The organism is Arthrobacter sp. Marseille-P9274 (assembly GCF_946892675.1).
Classification (GTDB): Bacteria; Actinomycetota; Actinomycetes; order Actinomycetales; family Micrococcaceae; genus Crystallibacter.
Window position 1 is genome coordinate 665,516 of sequence record NZ_CAMPOV010000001.1, and the last position, 17,669, is coordinate 683,184.

14 protein-coding genes are annotated in these 17,669 nt (G+C 70.0%); 7 read left to right on the forward strand and 7 right to left on the reverse strand.

Annotated features, from left to right (window positions below; genetic code table 11):
• Nucleotides 1-128: 128 nt before the first annotated feature.
• From OC550_RS03050 to OC550_RS03065, 4 genes are all read left to right on the forward strand, one after another.
• A complete protein-coding gene (locus tag OC550_RS03050) occupies nt 129-1,574 on the forward strand; it encodes an aminotransferase class III-fold pyridoxal phosphate-dependent enzyme (RefSeq protein WP_262103831.1) in 1,446 nt (481 codons plus the stop codon).
• Between the two features lie 84 nt (nt 1,575-1,658).
• The gene (locus OC550_RS03055) at nt 1,659-2,819 is read left to right on the forward strand and encodes an acyl-CoA dehydrogenase family protein (RefSeq protein ID WP_262103832.1); all 1,161 of its coding nucleotides are present in this window, start codon (nt 1,659-1,661) and stop codon (nt 2,817-2,819) included.
• Nucleotides 2,820-2,975: 156 nt separating this feature from the next.
• A complete protein-coding gene (locus OC550_RS03060; RefSeq protein WP_262103833.1) occupies nt 2,976-4,451 on the forward strand; it encodes an aldehyde dehydrogenase family protein in 1,476 nt (491 codons plus the stop codon).
• Between the two features lie 109 nt (nt 4,452-4,560).
• Nucleotides 4,561-5,439 carry a 3-hydroxyacyl-CoA dehydrogenase family protein gene (locus OC550_RS03065; protein ID WP_262103834.1) on the forward strand — a complete coding sequence of 293 codons (879 nt, stop codon included), beginning with the start codon at nt 4,561-4,563 and terminating at the stop codon, nt 5,437-5,439.
• 19 nt (nt 5,440-5,458) lie between these two features.
• Here OC550_RS03065 and OC550_RS03070 read toward each other — a convergent pair whose 3' ends face one another.
• Together OC550_RS03070 and OC550_RS03075 are read right to left on the reverse strand one after the other, a co-directional pair.
• Entirely contained in the window at nt 5,459-5,800 is a 342-nt protein-coding gene (locus OC550_RS03070; RefSeq protein WP_262103835.1) for a P-II family nitrogen regulator, read from the reverse strand.
• Between the two features lie 111 nt (nt 5,801-5,911).
• Nucleotides 5,912-7,033, reverse strand: a complete 1,122-nt coding sequence (locus OC550_RS03075; RefSeq protein WP_262103836.1) for a 3-isopropylmalate dehydrogenase — start codon at nt 7,031-7,033, stop codon at nt 5,912-5,914.
• Nucleotides 7,034-7,229: 196 nt separating this feature from the next.
• Here OC550_RS03075 and OC550_RS03080 point away from each other — a divergent pair, with 196 nt between their 5' ends.
• Together OC550_RS03080 and OC550_RS03085 are read left to right on the forward strand one after the other, a co-directional pair.
• Nucleotides 7,230-8,678 (forward strand): aldehyde dehydrogenase family protein, encoded by a 1,449-nt coding sequence (locus OC550_RS03080; protein WP_262103837.1) that lies wholly within the window; start codon nt 7,230-7,232, stop codon nt 8,676-8,678.
• Nucleotides 8,679-8,698: 20 nt separating this feature from the next.
• Complete coding sequence (locus tag OC550_RS03085; RefSeq protein ID WP_368736941.1) at nt 8,699-9,472, forward strand: SDR family NAD(P)-dependent oxidoreductase; 774 nt, start codon at nt 8,699-8,701, stop codon at nt 9,470-9,472.
• A gap of 125 nt (nt 9,473-9,597) precedes the next feature.
• Here the strand turns inward: OC550_RS03085 and OC550_RS03090 are convergent, their stop codons facing one another.
• Genes OC550_RS03090 through OC550_RS03100 form a run of 3 tightly spaced genes read right to left on the reverse strand, consistent with a single transcriptional unit; the run spans nt 9,598 to nt 11,964 of the window.
• Nucleotides 9,598-11,085, reverse strand: a complete 1,488-nt coding sequence (locus tag OC550_RS03090; RefSeq protein ID WP_262103839.1) for a multicopper oxidase family protein — start codon at nt 11,083-11,085, stop codon at nt 9,598-9,600.
• Complete coding sequence (locus tag OC550_RS03095) at nt 11,072-11,461, reverse strand: hypothetical protein (RefSeq protein WP_262103840.1); 390 nt, start codon at nt 11,459-11,461, stop codon at nt 11,072-11,074. Before OC550_RS03095 ends, OC550_RS03090 begins: the two co-directional genes overlap by 14 nt.
• A 23-nt stretch (nt 11,462-11,484) precedes the next feature.
• Nucleotides 11,485-11,964: a pyridoxamine 5'-phosphate oxidase family protein gene (locus OC550_RS03100; protein WP_262103841.1), complete on the reverse strand. Its 480-nt coding sequence runs from the start codon at nt 11,962-11,964 to the stop codon at nt 11,485-11,487.
• Between the two features lie 112 nt (nt 11,965-12,076).
• Between OC550_RS03100 and OC550_RS03105 the strand changes: the two genes are divergently transcribed.
• The gene (locus tag OC550_RS03105; protein WP_262103842.1) at nt 12,077-13,918 is read left to right on the forward strand and encodes an HNH endonuclease signature motif containing protein; all 1,842 of its coding nucleotides are present in this window, start codon (nt 12,077-12,079) and stop codon (nt 13,916-13,918) included.
• Nucleotides 13,919-14,142: 224 nt separating this feature from the next.
• On the opposite strand, the gene OC550_RS03110 is transcribed toward OC550_RS03105, so the two are convergent.
• Together OC550_RS03110 and OC550_RS03115 are read right to left on the reverse strand one after the other, a co-directional pair.
• The gene (locus tag OC550_RS03110) at nt 14,143-15,555 is read right to left on the reverse strand and encodes an amidase (RefSeq protein ID WP_262103843.1); all 1,413 of its coding nucleotides are present in this window, start codon (nt 15,553-15,555) and stop codon (nt 14,143-14,145) included.
• A 94-nt stretch (nt 15,556-15,649) separates the two neighbouring features.
• On the reverse strand, nt 15,650-17,668 hold the full coding sequence (locus OC550_RS03115; RefSeq protein ID WP_262103844.1) for an ABC transporter ATP-binding protein: 2,019 nt from the start codon (nt 17,666-17,668) through the stop codon (nt 15,650-15,652).
• Nucleotide 17,669 lies beyond the last annotated feature (1 nt).

Consider the following 17,669-nt stretch of genomic DNA (forward strand, 5'->3'; position numbering starts at 1 on the left):
GGTGCGGGAAAGGCCGAGTTCGCGCTGAGCTGGGCGAGCGAAACCATGGTCCGATTATCCAACGCGGCGGGTATCCGTGGACAGAGCGTCCAATGACCGGACGGTTGCGCCGCCGCTAGCGTGGTCCCATGACCGCACAGACCTCAGGCCCCGCCCGCTCCCCAGTCCCGCCATCTGGCCACCGCCATCCCCGGCCCCGCTCCAAGGCGCATCACGCCGAGCGGCAGGCGCACGTGACCGACGGCTTCGGCGTCGCCCTGCCGGTCTTCGTCGAGCGCGCAGACGGCGGCATCCTGGCGGACGTGGACGGCAACCGGCTGATCGATTTCGCCTCCGGCATCGCGGTCACCAGCATCGGCGCCAGCCACCGGCGGGTCCGCGAGCGCGTGGCCGCACAGCTGGAGCGCTTCACGCACACCTGCTTCATGGTCACGGAGTACGAGTCCTTCACCCAGGTCGCCCAGTGGCTCAACGAGCACACGCCCGGCGACTTCGAGAAGCGCACGGCGCTGTTCTCCACCGGCGCCGAGGCCGTCGAGAACGCGGTCAAGATCGCCCGCTCCGCCACCGGCCGGCCCAAGGTCCTGGTCTTCGACGAGGCCTACCATGGCCGCTCGCTGCTGACCATGGCCATGACGGCCAAGGAGAATCCGTACCGGCTGAACTTCGGCCCCTTCCCCGCCGAGATCGTGCGCGCGGCGTCGGCCAACCCGCTGCGTCCCGGCGCCAGCGCCGTTGCCTCCGCGGCAGGAACCAACGACGACGGCGGCCCCGCGTCGGGTGCCGACGTCACCACCGCGGCCCTCGCCTCGGTCGAGGCAACGCTCGCCGAGCACGGGGCCGACACCTTCGCCGCAATGGTCATCGAGCCGATCCAGGGTGAAGGCGGCTTCGTGGTGCCGGCGCCCGGCTTCCTCAAGGGACTGCGCGAAATCGCGGACCGGCACGGCATCGTCCTGGTGATCGACGAGATCCAGGCCGGCATGGGCCGCACCGGCGCCCTGTTCGCCAGCGAGCACGAGGGCATCGCCGGCGACATGACGCTCAGCGCCAAGGCACTGGCTGGCGGCCTGCCTCTCAGCGCCGTCACCGGGCGGGCCGACCTGATGAATGCCGTCCATGCCGGCGGCCTCGGCGGCACCTACGCCGGCAACCCGCTCGCCTGCGAGGCGGCGCTGGCCGTGTTCGAGGCGTTCGAGGACGGCAGCCTGCTGGCCAATGCCCGCGCCATCGAAGCCGCCGCCCGCGAAGTGTTGGAACCGCTCGTGGCTGGCACGGACATCGTCGCCGACTTCCGCGGCCGCGGCGCCATGCTCGCCCTCGAGTTCGCGGACCAGGACACGCTCGCCCCGCGCGCGGACCTGGCCAAGGAAATCTCCGCGCGCTGCCACGCCCAGGGTGTCCTCACCCTGACCTGCGGCACCCACGGCAACGTCATCCGGCTGCTGCCGCCGCTGGTCATCGGGGACGGACTGCTCCGCGACGGGCTGGCGGTGCTGCGCCAGGCGATCCTGGACGTGGCCGCGGAGGCCGGCGCACGCACCGACGAAGCCGCCGCTCCCGCCCTCGCCTGACCGCCGCCGTCGTCAGCCACCCGGCCAGCCGCCGTCGCTAGCCCTTCCACCCAGCCGCCGCACCTCCCTACAGAAAGCATCACGATGTCCCTCGACTACGACCTGATCAGCTTCGAATCCCTCCTGACCGAGGAGGAGCGGCTGCTGCAGAAGAACGTGCGCTCCTTCGTCGACTCCGCCATCAAGCCGAACATCGCCGGCTGGTACGAGGACGCCGTCTTCCCGCTGGAGATCGTGCCGGAGATGGCCAAGCTGGGCCTGCTCGGCATGCACCTGAAGGGCTACGGCTGCGCCGGCCGCTCCGCCGTCGAGTACGGCCTGGCCGGCGCCGAGCTCGAGGCCGGCGACTCCGGCCTGCGCACCTTCGTCTCCGTGCAGGGCTCGCTGGCGATGAGCGCCATCTACAAGCACGGCTCCGAGGAGCAGAAGAAGGAGTGGCTGCCACAGATGGCCGCCGGCGAGGCGATCGGCTGCTTCGGCCTGACAGAGCCCACCGCCGGCTCCGACCCGGCCGGCATGAAGACCTTCGCCCGCCGCGATGGGGACGACTGGGTGATCAACGGCGCCAAGCGCTGGATCGGCCTCGCCTCGGTGGCAAAGGTCGCCGTGATCTGGGCACAGACCGACGACGGCGTCCGCGGCTTCGTGGTGCCAACCGACACCGCCGGGTTCACGGCCACCCCGATCGAGCCCAAGCTGTCCATGCGCGCCTCGATCCAGTGCGACATCGAACTGACCGACGTGCGGCTGCCCGCCGACGCCCTGCTGCCCAACGCCAAGGGGCTGCGCGGCCCGTTCGAGTGCCTGAACGAGGCCCGCTACGGCATCATCTGGGGCTCGATGGGCGCGGCCCGCGACGCCTGGCAGGTCGCCGTCGACTACTCCAAGGAGCGCCTGCAGTTCGACAAGCCGCTGGCCGGCTACCAGCTCACGCAGGAAAAGCTGGTCAACATGGCGCTGGAAATCAACAAGGGCTTCCTGCTCGCGCTGCACCTCGGCCGGCTCAAGGACGCCGGCCAGCTGCAGCCGCACCAGATCTCCGTGGGCAAGCTGAACAACTGCCGCGAGGCCATCGAGATCGCCCGCGAATGCCGCAGCATCCTCGGCGGAAACGGCATCACGCTCGACTACTCGCCGCTGCGCCACGCCAACAACCTCGAATCCGTCCGCACCTACGAAGGCACCGACGAAGTCCACACCCTGGTCCTCGGCAACAAAATCACGGGCATCCCCGCCTTCCGGTAGCCGGGCCTTCCGGTAGCCGGGCCGCGTCCGGCCGCGGGATGAGTCAGCTCCGCGGCCGGGCCCGGGCTTCGGCCCATCCTGGTCTCTTGCCTGTCCGCCCTTGCCCGTCCTGCCCCTCCACCTTTCCTCCCCTCTTGTTACGTCCAAGGAGCGCGCATGAACTCCCCCACGCCCGTACAGCTGCAGCACTACATCGACGGCGCCTGGCTCGAGGGCGACGGTTCCCCGATCGCCAGCACCAACCCGGCCCGCCCGGAGGAGACCGTAGCGCGGGGGCGGCAGGCCGGCGCCGCCGAGGTGGACCGGGCCGCAGCCGCAGCCGCCGCCGCCAAGCGGGAGTGGGCGCGCACCCCGGCGCACGAGCGCGGCGCGGTGCTGCTGCGCGCGGCCGCCGAGCTGGAGCGGAACGCCGACGCCTGGGGGCTGGAGCTGGCCCGAGAGGAAGGCAAGACCGTCGCCGAGGGCCGCGGCGAGGTGCTGCGCGCGGCCCAGATCTTCCGGTACTACGGCAACGACGGCGACCGCACGGCCGGCGAAATCTTCGCGTCCCCGCGGCGCGGCGAGAAGATCCTCGTCACCCGCAAGCCGCTCGGCGTGATCGGCGTGGTCACCCCGTTCAACTTCCCGATTGCCATTCCGGCGTGGAAGATCGCCCCGGCGCTGGCCTACGGCAACACGGTGGTCTGGAAACCGGCCAGCACCGTGCCGCTGCTGGCCGTGCGCTTGGCCCAGGCGCTCGACGCCGCCGGGCTGCCGGCCGGTGTGCTGAACCTGCTGATCGGCCCCGGTTCCATGGGCAACGCCGTCGTCGAACACCCCGCGCTGGACGGGCTGACCTTCACCGGCTCCACCGGCGTAGGGCGTCGGCTCGCCGCCGCGGCCGCCGGCCGGGGCATCCCGGTGCAGGCCGAAATGGGCGGCAAGAACGCGGCCGTCGTGCTCGCCGACGCCGACCTGGAACTGGCCGCCGAACAGGTCATGCTCGGCGCCTTCCGCTCCACCGGGCAGAAGTGCACCGCCACCTCGCGGCTGATCGTGGCCGAAGCCATCGCGGACGAATTCCTTGCGACGCTGTCCGAACGCGTCTCTTCCCTATCGGTCGGGGACCCGACCGATCCATCGGTGGCCATGGGGCCCGTGGTCAATGACGCCGCACGCAAGTCCATCCTGGACGGGATCGGCACCGCGCTTGCCCAGGGCGCGGAGCTGATTGCCGGAGGCAAAGCGTACGACGACGGTGTGCTCGCCTCAGGCTATTTCGTCCCTCCGACAATTTTGGAGCTGCCGGCCGACCGCGAGCTGGACGTCTGGCGCGAAGAGCTCTTCGGCCCGGTCCTCGCCGTCCGGCGCGCAGCCAGCACCGAGCAGGCCTTCGAGCTCGCCAACGACAGCGAGTTCGGCCTCTCCGCCGCCCTGTTCACCCAGGACGTCACCCGCGCCCTGGATGCCATCGACGACCTGGACGTCGGCATCCTCCATGTGAACTCCGAATCCGCCGGAGCCGACCCGCACGTCCCGTTCGGCGGCGCGAAGAAGTCCGGCTACGGCCCCAAGGAACAGGGCGCCGCGGCCAAGGACTTCTTCACCCACACCACCACCGTCTACCTCCGAGGCGGAGCGGCCGGCGTATAGCCCGGACTCCGAGGGGCCCGGCGCATGACCCGACCACCCGCCGTCGTCCGCCACCCGCTCCCCAGGCCACCCGCCGTCGTCCGCCTCCCGCGCCTACCCGAAGGAAACCATGAGCTTCCCCAGCATCGAGAACATCAAGCACATCCTCGTCATCGGCTCCGGCGCCATGGGCTCGCAGATCGGCATGGTCGCGGCCCTCGCCGGCTACCGCGTGAGCGTCCAGGACATCGCTGAGGACATGCTCGCGCAGGCGAAAGAGCAGCTGACCGCGCGGATGCAGGCCAACGTCGCCAAGGGCAGGACGGACGCCGAGGACGCGGAGGTGGCGCTGGGCCGGCTCACGTTCACCACGGATCTGGCGGCTGCCGCGGCGGACGCCGACTTCGTGATCGAGGCGGCCACCGAGCGGCTGGACGTCAAGCGGCAGATCTTCGAGCGGCTGGGGGAACTCGCGCCGGCCCACGCCGTCCTCGCCACCAACTCGTCCACCCTCGGCTCCTCCAAGGTCGCCGACGCCAGCGGGCGCCCGGAACAGGTCTGCAACATGCATTTCTTCAACCCGGCCCTGGTCATGAAGTGTGTAGAGGTAGTCCGGCACGGGCAGACATCGGACGCCACCGTCGAGGCCACCATGGAACTGGCCCGCCGGTTCGGGAAGGAGCCGGTCCTGATCAACCGCGAGATCCCGGGCTTCGTCGCCAACCGGCTGATGGGCGCCGTGCAGAAGGAAGCACTCGCCCTCCACAGCGCGGGCATCGCGAGCGTCGGGGACATCGACACGACCGCCAAGGCGGCGCTCGGCCACCCGATGGGGCCGTTCGAACTGATGGACATGGTGGGCCTGGACGTCATCGCGTTCATCGCCGAGGCGACGCACGCGGAGACCGGGAACGACGACGACCTTCCGCACCCGGCCATCGCCCGCCTGGTCGCGGAGGGCAAGCTCGGGCGCAAGTCCGGTCAGGGCTGGTACACCTACGGCAAGTAGCCCGGCGGCCCCGCCCGGCTCAGTCGATCGCGTCGGGGCCGCGTTCGCCCGTCCGGACCCGGACCACGTCGGTCAGCGGAACCGCCCAGATCTTCCCGTCGCCGATTTCCCCGGTGCGCGCCGCGGCCACGATGGCGCCGATGATCCCTTCGAGTTCCTCGTCGTGGGCCAGGATCTCGATCCGCACTTTGTCCACCGTGTTCGTTTGGATCCGCGCGCCGCGGTAGGTTTCAGTGTGGCCGCGCTGCCGTCCCATTCCCGACACGGAGGAGACGGTCATGCCCCGCACGCCGAGATCCTGCAGGGCCTGCGTCACCGCCTCGGTCTTCGCGGGCTGGACAACGGCTGTTACGAGCTGCATGGGATTCCCCTTCCTCGGCTGCGTCGCCCGCGGGCCGCCCATCGTTGACGACGGCCGTGGCGTACTTCACTCCTATGCTAGTCAGGGCGCCCAGGCTAGTCAGGGCGCCGGCTATTTCCCGTGTCCCGCCCCGGCCAGGTCCTCCATCACCGACCGCCCGGGGACCGGAGGCAGCCCGGCCCCGACCAGCGACGCAATCTCCTTCCCGACGCCCGCGGTGTCCAGGCCCATGCCTGACCCGGAAAGCTGCGGCAGGCCGGCCAGCACCTGCACGGCCGCGGCCTCGATCGCCAGAGCCGCCTCCCGCTCGCCCAGCGAGGCCAGGCACATCGCGGTGGAGAGCACGGCGCCCACCGGGTTCGCCCAGCCCCGCCCGGCAATGTCCGGCGCAGACCCGTGGATCGCCTCGAACATGCTCGGGGCCGAGCCGTCCAGGTTCAGGTTGGCGCTGGCCGCCACCCCCAGCCCGCCCTGGATCACGGCGCCGAGGTCGGTGATGATGTCGCCGAACAGGTTGTCGGTCACAACCACGTCGAACCGCTCCGGCGCGACCGGCAGGTGGAAGCACATCGCGTCGACGTGCACGTAGTCCACCTCCACATCCGGATAGCGTAGGCCGACCTCGTCCACGGTGTCCTGCCAGAGATTGCCGGCCTCGATGAGGATGTTCTTCTTGTGGCACAGCGTCAGCTTCTTCCGCCGCTGCTGCGCCAGCTGGAAGGAGTAGTCGACCACGCGCTCGATCCCGGGCCGCGTGTTGACGGACTCCTGCACGGCCACCGCATACGGGGTGCCGGCGTGCACCGTGGAACCGCGGCCGACGTAGGCACCCTCGGTGTTCTCCCGCACGATCACCAGGTCGCAGCGCTCCGGCGTCAGCCCGGCGATCGGCGTCGCCACTCCCGCGTACAGCTTGACCGGACGCAGGTTCACCGCCTGCTGGAACGCCTTGCGCATCGCGAGGATGAAGCCTCGTTCCAGGACTCCCGGCTTCACTGCAGGGTCGCCCATCGCGCCGAACAGCACGGCGTCGTGGCCGCGCAACTGCTCCTCCAGGTCCGGTGTCCACAGCTCGCCCGTGCGCAGGTAGTGCCGCGCGCCCGCCTCGATCCGCGTCAGCTCCGTGCCGAATCCGAAGGCGGTTTCCGCCGCGGCGAGCACCTGTAGGGAGGCGTCGATGACTTCCGGGCCGATGCCGTCGCCGGGAACGACGGCGATCCGATGGTTGCGCACAGGGGTTACCTTCCTGATCACGTGACGGGGTCTCGCCAGCCACGGTACGACGGCGGTGTCCTTCGCAGCGCTTCGTGACGGAATTGTGGCGTGCACCACGAAAAGTATTGACCGGCGCTAGAACCATTGGCTAGCCTGACGAAGCCACTGGTCTGACCAGTCAACGAGCTGCCCGTGGATGAGCTGAGGAGGAAGCGTGTCCAGCTATTCGAAGGCCCACCCGGACGGACTGCCCGTCGGAGGCGGCTGGGTTCCGTGCGCCGACAGCGCTCCGGTTGTTTTCCCCTTCGACGGCTCCGTCGTCGGCTATGCTCCCGTGGGAACGGTGGACCACGCCCGGCAGGCACTGGACGCGGCCGAGAAGGTCTTCAAGGAAGTGGCCGGCCTCGGCGCCGGACGCAAGCGGGCCCTGCTCATCGCGGTCCACGACGCCCTGGCCGAACGCGCTGCCGAGCTGGAAGAACTGCTGGTGCTCGAGACCGGGAAGCCCCTCGTCGACTGCCGCACCGAGGTCGCCCGGACGCTCACCACCTGGGCGGCCGCCGCGGAAGAAGTGGCCCGCACCCACGGCGAGACTGTGCCGCTGGACCTGCAGCCCCTGGGCGAAGGAATGGTGGGCTACTGGACCAGGCGCCCCGCCGGCGTCGTTATTGGCATTGCCGGCTTCAACTATCCGCTGCTGCTGGCCAGCCACAAGCTCGCGCCTGCCCTCGCCGCCGGCTGCCCGATCATCCTCAAGCCCGCTCCGAACACGCCCCTTGCCACGTTGTGGGCCGTGCACCTGATCCGCAAAGCCCTCGCCGCCCAGGGCATCGACCCCTCGGCCGTGCAGCTGGTCACCGGCGGGGTCGACGTCGGCGAAACGCTCGTCGCGGACCCGCGCGCCGCCGTCGTCAGTTTCACCGGCTCCGCCGCGGTGGGCCACCGGATCGCCCGCGCCGCCGCCCCGCGCAAGGCCGTGCTGGAACTCGGGTCGAACACCGGCTTCATCGTCGCGGCGGATGCCGTGGTTGCCGACGCCGTGGATGCCGTGCTCCGCGGCGGCTTCTACGCCAACGGCCAGGCCTGCATCTCGATCCAGCGGATCGTGCTCGAGGAGCCGATCGCCGCGGAGTTCGAGCGGGCGCTGCTGGCCCGGCTCGGCGAGGTCACCGTCGGAGACCCGCGCTCGCCGGAAACCCGGGTCGCCCCGGTCATCAACGAGGCGTCGGCGCGGCGGATCCTCGGCTGGATCGACGCCGCGCGCAAACGCGGCGCGCGGGTGCTCGCCGGCGGCGCGCTGGAGGGCCGCAGCGTCCAGCCGACGGTCATGGCGGACGTGCCCGCGGATTCCGAGCTGTGGTGCGAGGAGATCTTCGGGCCCGTGGTCTGCCTGCAGACCGTTCCCGACATCGACGCCGCGATCGCGCTGGTCAACCAGTCCCGCTACGGGCTGCAGGCCGGCATCTTCACGAAGTCCCTGCCGACGGCCTTCCGCGCGGTGGACGAACTGGAGGCCGGCGGCGTGGTGGTCAACGAGATCCCCGGTTTCCGCTCGGACATCATGCCGTACGGCGGCGTGAAGGACTCCGGCATCGGCCGCGAAGGCCCGCGCTTCGCCATCGAAGAATTCACCGTCACGCGCATGGCGATGATCCGCCCATGACCCCGCACGAAGGACGCACTATGGACTACACCCGGCTTTTCCAGTTGGACGGCGACCGCGTCCTGGTCGTCGGCGCCGGCAGCGGGATCGGCCGCGAAGCCGCCCTCGCCCTCGCCGCCCACGGGGCCAGTGTGATCTGCGCGGACCGGGACAGTACGACGGCGGCAGAGACCGCCGCGATGATCGGCGGCTCCGCCACGTCCACCGTTGTGGACGTGCTGGACCAGGACGCCGTACGCGCCGCCGCGGAGGAGTACTCCGACATCGCGGCGCTCGTCTTCACCGCCGCCACGAATGTCCGCAAGCGGATCGCGGACTACACGATGGACGAGTTCGACCGGGTGGTCAACCTCAACCTCAAAGCCTCCTTCGCGCTGATCCAGGCGTTCGGCCCGAAGATGGCGACCAACGGCGGCGGCTCGATCATCGGCTTCGCCTCCATCCGAGCGTTCACGGTGGAACCCGGCCAGGGCGCTTACGCCGCGACCAAGGCCGGCCTCGTCCAGCTCGCCCGCACCGCCGCCGCCGAATTCGGCCCGTCCAACGTCCGGGTCAACGTCATCGCCCCCGGCGTGGTCGAAACCCCGCTCACGGCGCAGATCAAGGACAACCCCGAGTGGTACAACGCCTACGCCGAAAAGGGCGCGCTGGGCCGCTGGTCCACGCCCGACGAGCTCGCCGGCGCCGTGGTCTACCTCGCCTCCCGCGCCTCCACCTACGTCACCGGCTCGGTGCTCATGGTCGACGGCGGGTGGACGGCGGTCGACGGGCGCTTCGACCCGCCGAACTCCTGACGCCCGGGCTCCCGCCGCCCCTCGACAACCCACGCGACGCCGGCCGCCCCCGGCACCTCGTCCTCCCTCGGCACCTCGTCTTCCCTTGGCATCCGGCACCCCTGGAACGCTCCCGACCGTCCCTGTCAGCGCACCTCGATGACCGCCATCATGCCGTTGTCCTCGTGATCGAGGATGTGGCAGTGGAAGACGGAGCGGCCCACGTGGTCGTCGAAGGCGATCCTGACGCGGACCTGCCCGTTCGCGGGAACGTTGACCACGTCGCGCCAGAGGATTTCCTGCTCCGGCCGCCCGCCGGTTTCGACAAGCTGCATCGGCCAGATGTGTAGGTGGATGGGATGGTCCATCGGGCTGGTGTTGGTCAGCGTCCACTCCTCCACGCTGCCCGCCTTCGCCCGGACGTCGGTACGCGCCGGATCGAACTCGCGGCCGTCGATGGTGAAGCGGCCGAAAGCCGGTCCGCCGCCAGGTCCGTCTTGACCTCCGTCTGGACCTCCGCCCATCATTCCGCCGAAGGCTGCCGAGAACACCAGTTCACGCGTGGCCGCGGGCGACTCGCCCCGGAGGTCGCGGGAGCCCGGCTGGGCGGCCACGGGTGCCGGGGCCGGGGCTTGCTCCCCCGCCACCACCAGCGCGGCGAGTGTGTGTTCCCCGCCGGAGTCCTGTCCCATCATGTTGCCCATGCCGCCCATGTTGGCGCGGTTGTAGGGCAAGGTGCGCAGCCGCGACGTCCCCGCGGCAGTCGTGACGAGCAGGTCCGCCCGGTTGCCGGGCGGCAGGAACATCTCGTCGACTGCGCGGGGAACCGCATAGCGTCCGGAATCCATACCGAGCAGCTGCATCTGCTGCCCGTCCAGCCTCAGCCGCAGATATCTCGAAACGCACGCATTGACTACGCGCCACCGTTCCCGTTCGCCCGGGCGGGCCTCCAGCCGGGGCCGGACCTGGCCGTTGAGCAGCAGGACGCCGCCCATGCGCCCCATCATCCGCTCCATGGAAGACGGGCGCTCGATCCTTCCCGAAGGACCCAGCGCCACGTCCGAAATCATCAGCACGCGCTCCCTGCTGGCGGCGATCGGTTCCGGGTCCTCGACGATGATGGCACCGTAGAGACCACCGGATACCTGCTCCGCCACGCTTCCGTGCAGGTGCGGGTGGTACCAATACACCCCGGGCAGGTGGTCCGCCGGCAGCTCGTACTCGTAGTCAAAAGTGCTTCCGGCCTCGATATGGACGAACGGATTGTCCCCGTTGTCCTGCGGCGAGACATGGAGGCCGTGCACGTGCAGATTGGTGGCCTCGGACAGGTCGTTGCGCAGGGCCACCTTCAGCCGGTCTCCAGGGCGCAGGCGAAGAGTGGGCCCCGGCAGCATTCCGTTGTAGCGCAGCATCGTCGCTTCCCCGCTGCCAAGCCGGACGGGCCCCCGCGCCGCCGCCAACTGCACCTCGAGATTCCTTCCGCTGCTCTTAAGCTCCCGCGGCACGGCCACGGCTCCGCCCGCGGCACCGTCGAGTAGCGCCGCTCCGCGCACCAGCCCGGCTGTGCCGAGGGCCGTCGCCGCGAGCCCGCCCGCGCCCCACAGCAGCAGCTGACGGCGGCTAACCGGTTCCACCGGGCACACCTGGGCCGCCAGTTCTGTCCGGCCCGCCGGTTGCATCAGCGCCACCAGTTCCTGCCGGACCGCCGGGCCCGCCCATTCCACCCGGTCCGCCAGGTCCGACCGATCCGCCCCGGAGCACCCGGAGCAGCTCGCGGTACTCGTCCACCGTCAGTTCCCCGCGGGCCAGCCGCTCCTCAAGGATGTGTTCGGCGTTGCTCCTGGGCAGGGGCGGAAGCCCGGGCCGGCCGCCGGAAGCGACCCCGCCGCCCAGGACCCGAACCAGCAGGACCACCAAGACAATCACACCGGCCAGCGCCAGCAGGGCACTGATCCCCATCCAGGCCGCCATCCCCCAACCACCCCAGCCGCCGCCGTCCCACCACATCATGGCCGGGTCTCCCTTCTATCCGCTCATTCGAGTCCCGCGCGCGTCGCTTCGTCCAGGGAGATCCACCACGCTTTGGGCTGGACCACGGCGAAACGGCGGCCGCTGACAGATGACGGCACAATCCGGACGAAGTGGTCTTTGCGACCGGGTTGCCACGGGAAGAGGACCCTCGCCACCGAATCAAGGAACTCGTCGGTCACGTCGATCTCGCTGGCATAGCCCTTCAGCACCACGCTCCAGGCGATGCCGGCCTTGGCATCCACGCCATCGGCCTCCAGCGCCAGCGGAATGTCCCCCTCGATAGCACGCAGGGTCCGCAGCTTGATCCCGGCCCCGGTCCTGAAGACCAAGGAGCCGTGGTCCACGGTGTAGTTGATCGGGAAGATGTCCGGATGGTCCTCCACCCACAGGGCAAGTCGGCCCAACGAGACGCCCCGCAGAAGCCTCCAGCATTCCTGTTCGTCCAGGATTTCCGTTTCCGGTGACGCTCCGTGGTTCGGCATGAGGCACATGCTAGTCCCGGTCCGGCGGATTAAACAGAGCACAAAGTTCCGGATCATAAACCCCGCCTGCGGCCGCCCCAATACTGTCAGTAGCGGCGACTACCGTGGATGCATGGAGGAGTTCCAGCAAGAAGGTCCGACGGCGTGGCGGGGCTTACCGTCCCGGCCCGCCGGCGCTTTCTCCCTGCTCGAATACCACCTCCACAGGGCCATGTTCGAACGGCGCCTCCGCTTGATGTACCCGGAGGCAGGCGATCCGCCCAACGAGGACTCGATCGTCCAACCGGACTTTGTCCCGGCGCCGTCCGGGTACCGTACCCCTGCTGATCCACCGGAAGGGAAATCCGCCTCCCGGGAACTGGTGCGCCGCTCAGAACCGTCAACCCGGCAGGTCGAACCATCCCGGATACCTGCTGCCCTGGGCGTCCCGCCCCAGGCCACGCCGTCTCCGACCACGCCCACCCAGGGCACCTCGCCCCACAACATCTCGTCCTCCGATGACCCTGACCAGGCTGCGCCCACGGGCAAGGACCTGGAGACAACCGCGGAGAATGCGTCCCCCGTGGACTGGCGGGATGTGTGGGAACAGGTCCCGCCCGCGACGCTGGCGGTCCTCCTCGACGCCGTTGACGTCTGTTCACTCTCCGACGCAGACACGTTGGACTACCTGGCCGCGACCGGACGAGTAACGGCATGGGCGCAGGCGATGAAAGTCCGCGGCTTGGCCCGCTTCGCGCAGCACCGGACCGAGGACGGGACCGGCATCACGGGCCACGGAGGCTACTCCCGGTTTGCCTCCGGGGAAATCGCCCCGCACATCCATCAATCGAAGCGCTCCGTCAGTAAGGAGCTGGCTGACGCCGTGCAGCTGTGGAACTGGCTGCCCGGCACGGTGGCCGCGATGGATTCGGGCACCATCGACCTTCCACGGGCAGCGGCAATCGCCCACGGCGCCCGCGGCTTGCCGGACGATCTCCTACCCGTCTACGAAGCGAACGTACTCCCGGGCGCCGAGAATATCCTGAAGGAGTCCCTGCAGGCTCGAATCCGGGGCGTGCGCAATGATCTGCACCCGGAAGGCCTCACCGTGCGGCACGAGCGCGAAATGGAAGGACGGGGTGTCTCGTTCTTTCCCCAAGAGGACGGCATGGCCGAACTGTACATCCGCACTAGTGCCGACAAGGCACTGCTGATCTACAACCTGCTTCAGGCACACGCCATGTCCCTCAAAACCGCCGAGGAAACCCGCACCTTGGGCCAGCTCCGCGCCGATGTCCTGGCGGACCTGCTCCTGAAGGCGCCGGGACATGCCTTCCAGCCGGCCTCAGCCGCCAGCCCCGGCGACGTCAGTCCCGACGGGGCTTGCGGATCATGCGCCCGCGGACCTGGCCCGGTCATTGCAGGCGGCAACATCACGGCGTCGGTTGCGGTAACTATCCCCCTAGCGACCGCCGCCAGGATCGGCACCGAGCCTGGCCACCTCGCCGGATACGGACCGATCCCGCCGGAGACCGCCCGCAATATCGCCGCATTGGCGAAGACCTGGCTGCCGGTGCTGGTCGATGAAGGCGGCGAGGCGGTGGCCGTCGCAAAGGAGATGCGGCATCCGCCGGAATGGCTCAAACGCACGGTCCGGCTCCGTGACGAAAGCTGCCGCGGACCCGGCTGCCTCGTCGATTCCAGGCATTGCGAACTGGACCACACCATCGCCTGGGAAGCCGGCGGCAAGACCGAGCTGGCTAACCTCGCGCCGTACTGCAAACCGGACCACATTGCGAAGCACGAGGGTGGTTGGCGCACCACGCAGGAGGACAAGGGAGTGCTCCGCCATCAAGGCAAGAGCGGCCACGCATACATCAGCTACTCGGACGGCACTTGGATCCGCCTCGGCGTCCAACCACCGCCGGAACCGCCGCCCGACCCCTTCGCCGATCCAACGCCACCGCCCTTCTGAATCCCCGCGCCGCGCCTCTGATCCCCCGTCTCCTGCCCTTCTGGATCCCCGCTCCGCCCTTCTGAATCCTCGCGCCGCCCTCCGAGGAAGAGCGGGTGCCGGTCGGCAGTGACCGGTCGCGATCAGCCCGTGACAGTCCTGCCGATCCCTGCGCTGCTCAGTCCGGTTCGGTCGTGGAACGGCCGGCAATGGTTCAGCAGTTCCACCCGTGGAATTGGGGGGCGCTAGTCGAGGCCGGCCCAGTCGGGAACGGCCGAGGCGGGACGGGCGGCCTCGTACCAGGCGGCGGCGTGGAGGATGAAGTCGTCCGCCCCGACGTGGCCGGCCAGCTGCAGGCCGATCGGACGCCCGTCGCTGGTGAAGCCGCAGTTGACGGTCGCCGCGGGCTGGCCGGACATGTTGTACGGGACGGTGAAGCCGATGTGGGCCATGGTGCGGTCCGGATCGTCCACCGGCATTGCCTGCTCCGCGGGGAAGGCGGCCATCGGCGCCACAGGTGAGAGAACGACGTCGTAATTTGCCGTTGCGGCAATGGTCGCCTGCTGCATCCGGTCAATGCTGCCGAAATTGCGGATGGTCTCGGCGCCGTCGAACTCCGCGCCGCGGGAGCACCAGCGCACGATGTACGGCAGGACTTTGTCCTGCTCGGAAGGGCTCAGCTCCCGGTAGTCGGCCCAGGACCGGGTGCGCCAGAAGTTGTCGAGGCCGTCGAGCATGTCCTGGTTGATGAAGGGGCCGATCCGCTCCACCGTGGCGCCGGTCGCGGCAAACAGCTCGGCGGCGGCCTCGACGGCGGCGAGGACTTCCGGATCGGGGCAGGCCCCGGCGCCGGCGTCGGTCTGCAGCGCGATCCTGAGCGTGGACACGTCCAACTCGTCGGCAATGTCCCAGTTCATCGCGGGATAGGGCCGGGCGGTGTAGTCCCGGATGTCCGGCTGCGCCAGGATGGCCATGAACAGCGCCGCGTCCCCGACCGTCCGCGCCATCGGTCCGGCGGCCCGGCCGATATATGGAACATCGAGCGGAATCAGTCCGGCGCTGGGCTTGAGAGTCGCCAGTCCCTGCCAGGTCCCGGGCAGCCGGATGGAGCCGCCAATGTCCGTGCCGACGTGCAGCGGGCCGTAGCCAGCGGCGGCGGCAGAACCGGCGCCTGAGCTCGAGCCGCCGGTGGTCCAGGCCGGATTCCACGCACTGCGGGTGATGCCGTGCAGGCTGGAGACGCCGGAGGAAAGCATGCCCCAGTCAGGCATCACCGTCGATCCCACGATCACCCCGCCGGCCTCGAGGATCCGGTCCGTGATGGGCGCGTTGGCCTGCGGCACCTTCGGGCTGGAGAGCGCGGTCCCGGACGGCATCGGCACGCCGGCCCGGGCGATGTTCTCCTTGACGGTCATCGGCACGCCGTCCAGCGGGCCGCGGGCGGCGCCCTCCATCCAGCGCCGCTCGCTCGCCTTGGCGTCCGCACGCACGGCCTCCGGTTCAAACTGGTACAGCGCATTCAGCACCGGCTCCCGCGCCTCGACCCGCTCGATGACGGCTTCGGCCGCCTCCACCGGCGAAAGCTCCTTCGCTGCGTAGGCCTCGCCGAGTTCCCGGGCGGTGAGGTTGTGCAGTGCGGAACGGGGCTGCTGGGACATAATGCGGGCCTTCCGATGAAGCGGGAATGGATCAAGATTGCTGGACGCCGACGGCAGGTTCAAGGGGCCGGCACAGCCCGCCTGCGCCCGGCCGTCAGCCGGACATGGCTGCCTCCCGGGCGGCCAGCTCGGCGCGCAGCGACATGGACGAATTGACCAGCGTCCGTGTGTACTCGTGCCCCGGCGCCTCGTAAATCTGCTCGGTGCTGCCGCTCTCCACGATCTGGCCGCGGTTCATCACCACCACGTTGTCGCAGATGTACCGCACTACGCCGAGGTCGTGCGAGACGAAGACCAGGGTCAGCTGGTACTCGTCCACCAGGTCCGAGAGCAGGTTCAGGACCTGCGCGCGGACCGAGACATCCAGCGCGCTGACCGGCTCGTCCGCCACCAGCACCCGCGGCTGGCAGATCAGCGCGCGGGCGATCGAAATGCGCTGGCGCTGGCCGCCGGAGAACTGGTGCGGGAAGCGATCGGCGGAATCAGCGGGAAGCCCGACGGCGCCGAGCATCTCCGCGACGAGCCTCCGCTGCCGCGCGCTGTCCACTTTCTGGCCGGGAGCCAGCAGCGGCTCGGAGACGATGTCCTGCACCTTCATGCGCGGATTGAGCGAGCCCATCGGGTCCTGGAAGACAATCTGCAGCTGCCGGCGCAGCTCGGCCAGCTCGCTCTCTTTGGCCCCGGCCACCTCGTTGCCGGCCACCCGCACGCTGCCCGAGGTCGGCTGGTCCAGCCCGGCGAGGATCCGCAGCAGCGTGGACTTGCCCGACCCGGACTCGCCCACCACACCGAAGCGCTGGCCGGTGGCGACGTCGAACGAGATCCCGCGCAGCGCCTGCACCTCGCTCCGCTTGCCGAACAGCGAGGTCCGCTGCCGCTGGTAGGTCCGGACCAGGTCCCGCACGCGGATCACCGGCGTGCCGGCGTCGCGCATGTGTTCCGAGCCCACGACGACGGCGCCCGCCGGCTCCGCGGGGGCGGTCGCCTTCTCCGGGGCCGACGCGGCTGCGCGGGAAGCAGACGGCTCCGCGGCGGGGCTCAGGGCGGCCGCGTCGGCAGGAGGCTCGACGACCGGGCCATCGGCGGCGGGGCTCAGGGCGGCGGCGGTTTCGGCCGCATCCGCCGCTGCGGGACCGAACCCGGCGGTGCCGTCGTCCGGCGTGGCCGCCTCGCCGGCCAGGTGCAGGGCGGCGGCGGGCACTTCTTCGATGACGTGGTCCGGGGCGGGCGGGGTGTAGCCGCCTGCCGAGGCCACGGTGTAGAGCCGGCCGGCCTCGTCCGTGGCGTCCAGGTCCGAGGCTGCCAGCAGTCCTCGGGTGTAGGCGTGCTGCGGCCGGGCGAAGACCTCCTCGGTGGACCCCTCCTCCACAACCTCGCCGTGGTGCATCACGAGCACGCGGTCGCAGATGCTGGCCACGACCGACAGGTCGTGGGTGATGAACAGCAGGCCGGTGCCGCGCCGCTGCACGGACTCGAGGATCAGGTCCAGCACCTGCCGCTGCACGGTGACGTCCAGCGCGGTGGTTGGCTCGTCGCAGAGCAGCAGCGCGGGGTCGTTGGCGAGGGCCATCGCCAGCATAACGCGCTGCCGCTGCCCGCCGGAGAGCTGGTGCGGATACGCCTTCGCTGCCTCCGCCGGGTCCGGTAGCTTCACGTCCGCCAGCAACTCGACGGCTCGTGCCGCCACCGCGGCACCGGAGGGAACGGTCTTGTGCTTGAGCATGATCTCGGCGACCTGCGGGCCGACCTTCATCAGCGGGTTCAGCGCGGTCAGCGGTTCCTGGAAGACCATGGCCATGTCGTTCCCGCGGATCCGGCGCAGCCGCTTGTCCGGCGCGCCGACCAGGTCCTGGTCGTGACCGGCGAGCCGGATGGAACCAGTCGCGGAGACGCCCTCGGGCAGCAGCCCCATGAGCGCCGTCGTCGTCATGGACTTGCCGGAGCCGGACTCGCCGATCAGGCCGATCCGCTCGCCCTTCGCCATGCTGAGGTTGAAGCCGGAGACCAGCGGGCGGTCCGGGGTGGAGACGGTGAGGGACTCAACGCGCAGCAGCGGCTCGGCGGAGTCGTGCCCGGAGTTGTACCCGCGGACGTCATCGCTTGCGCGTTCCATG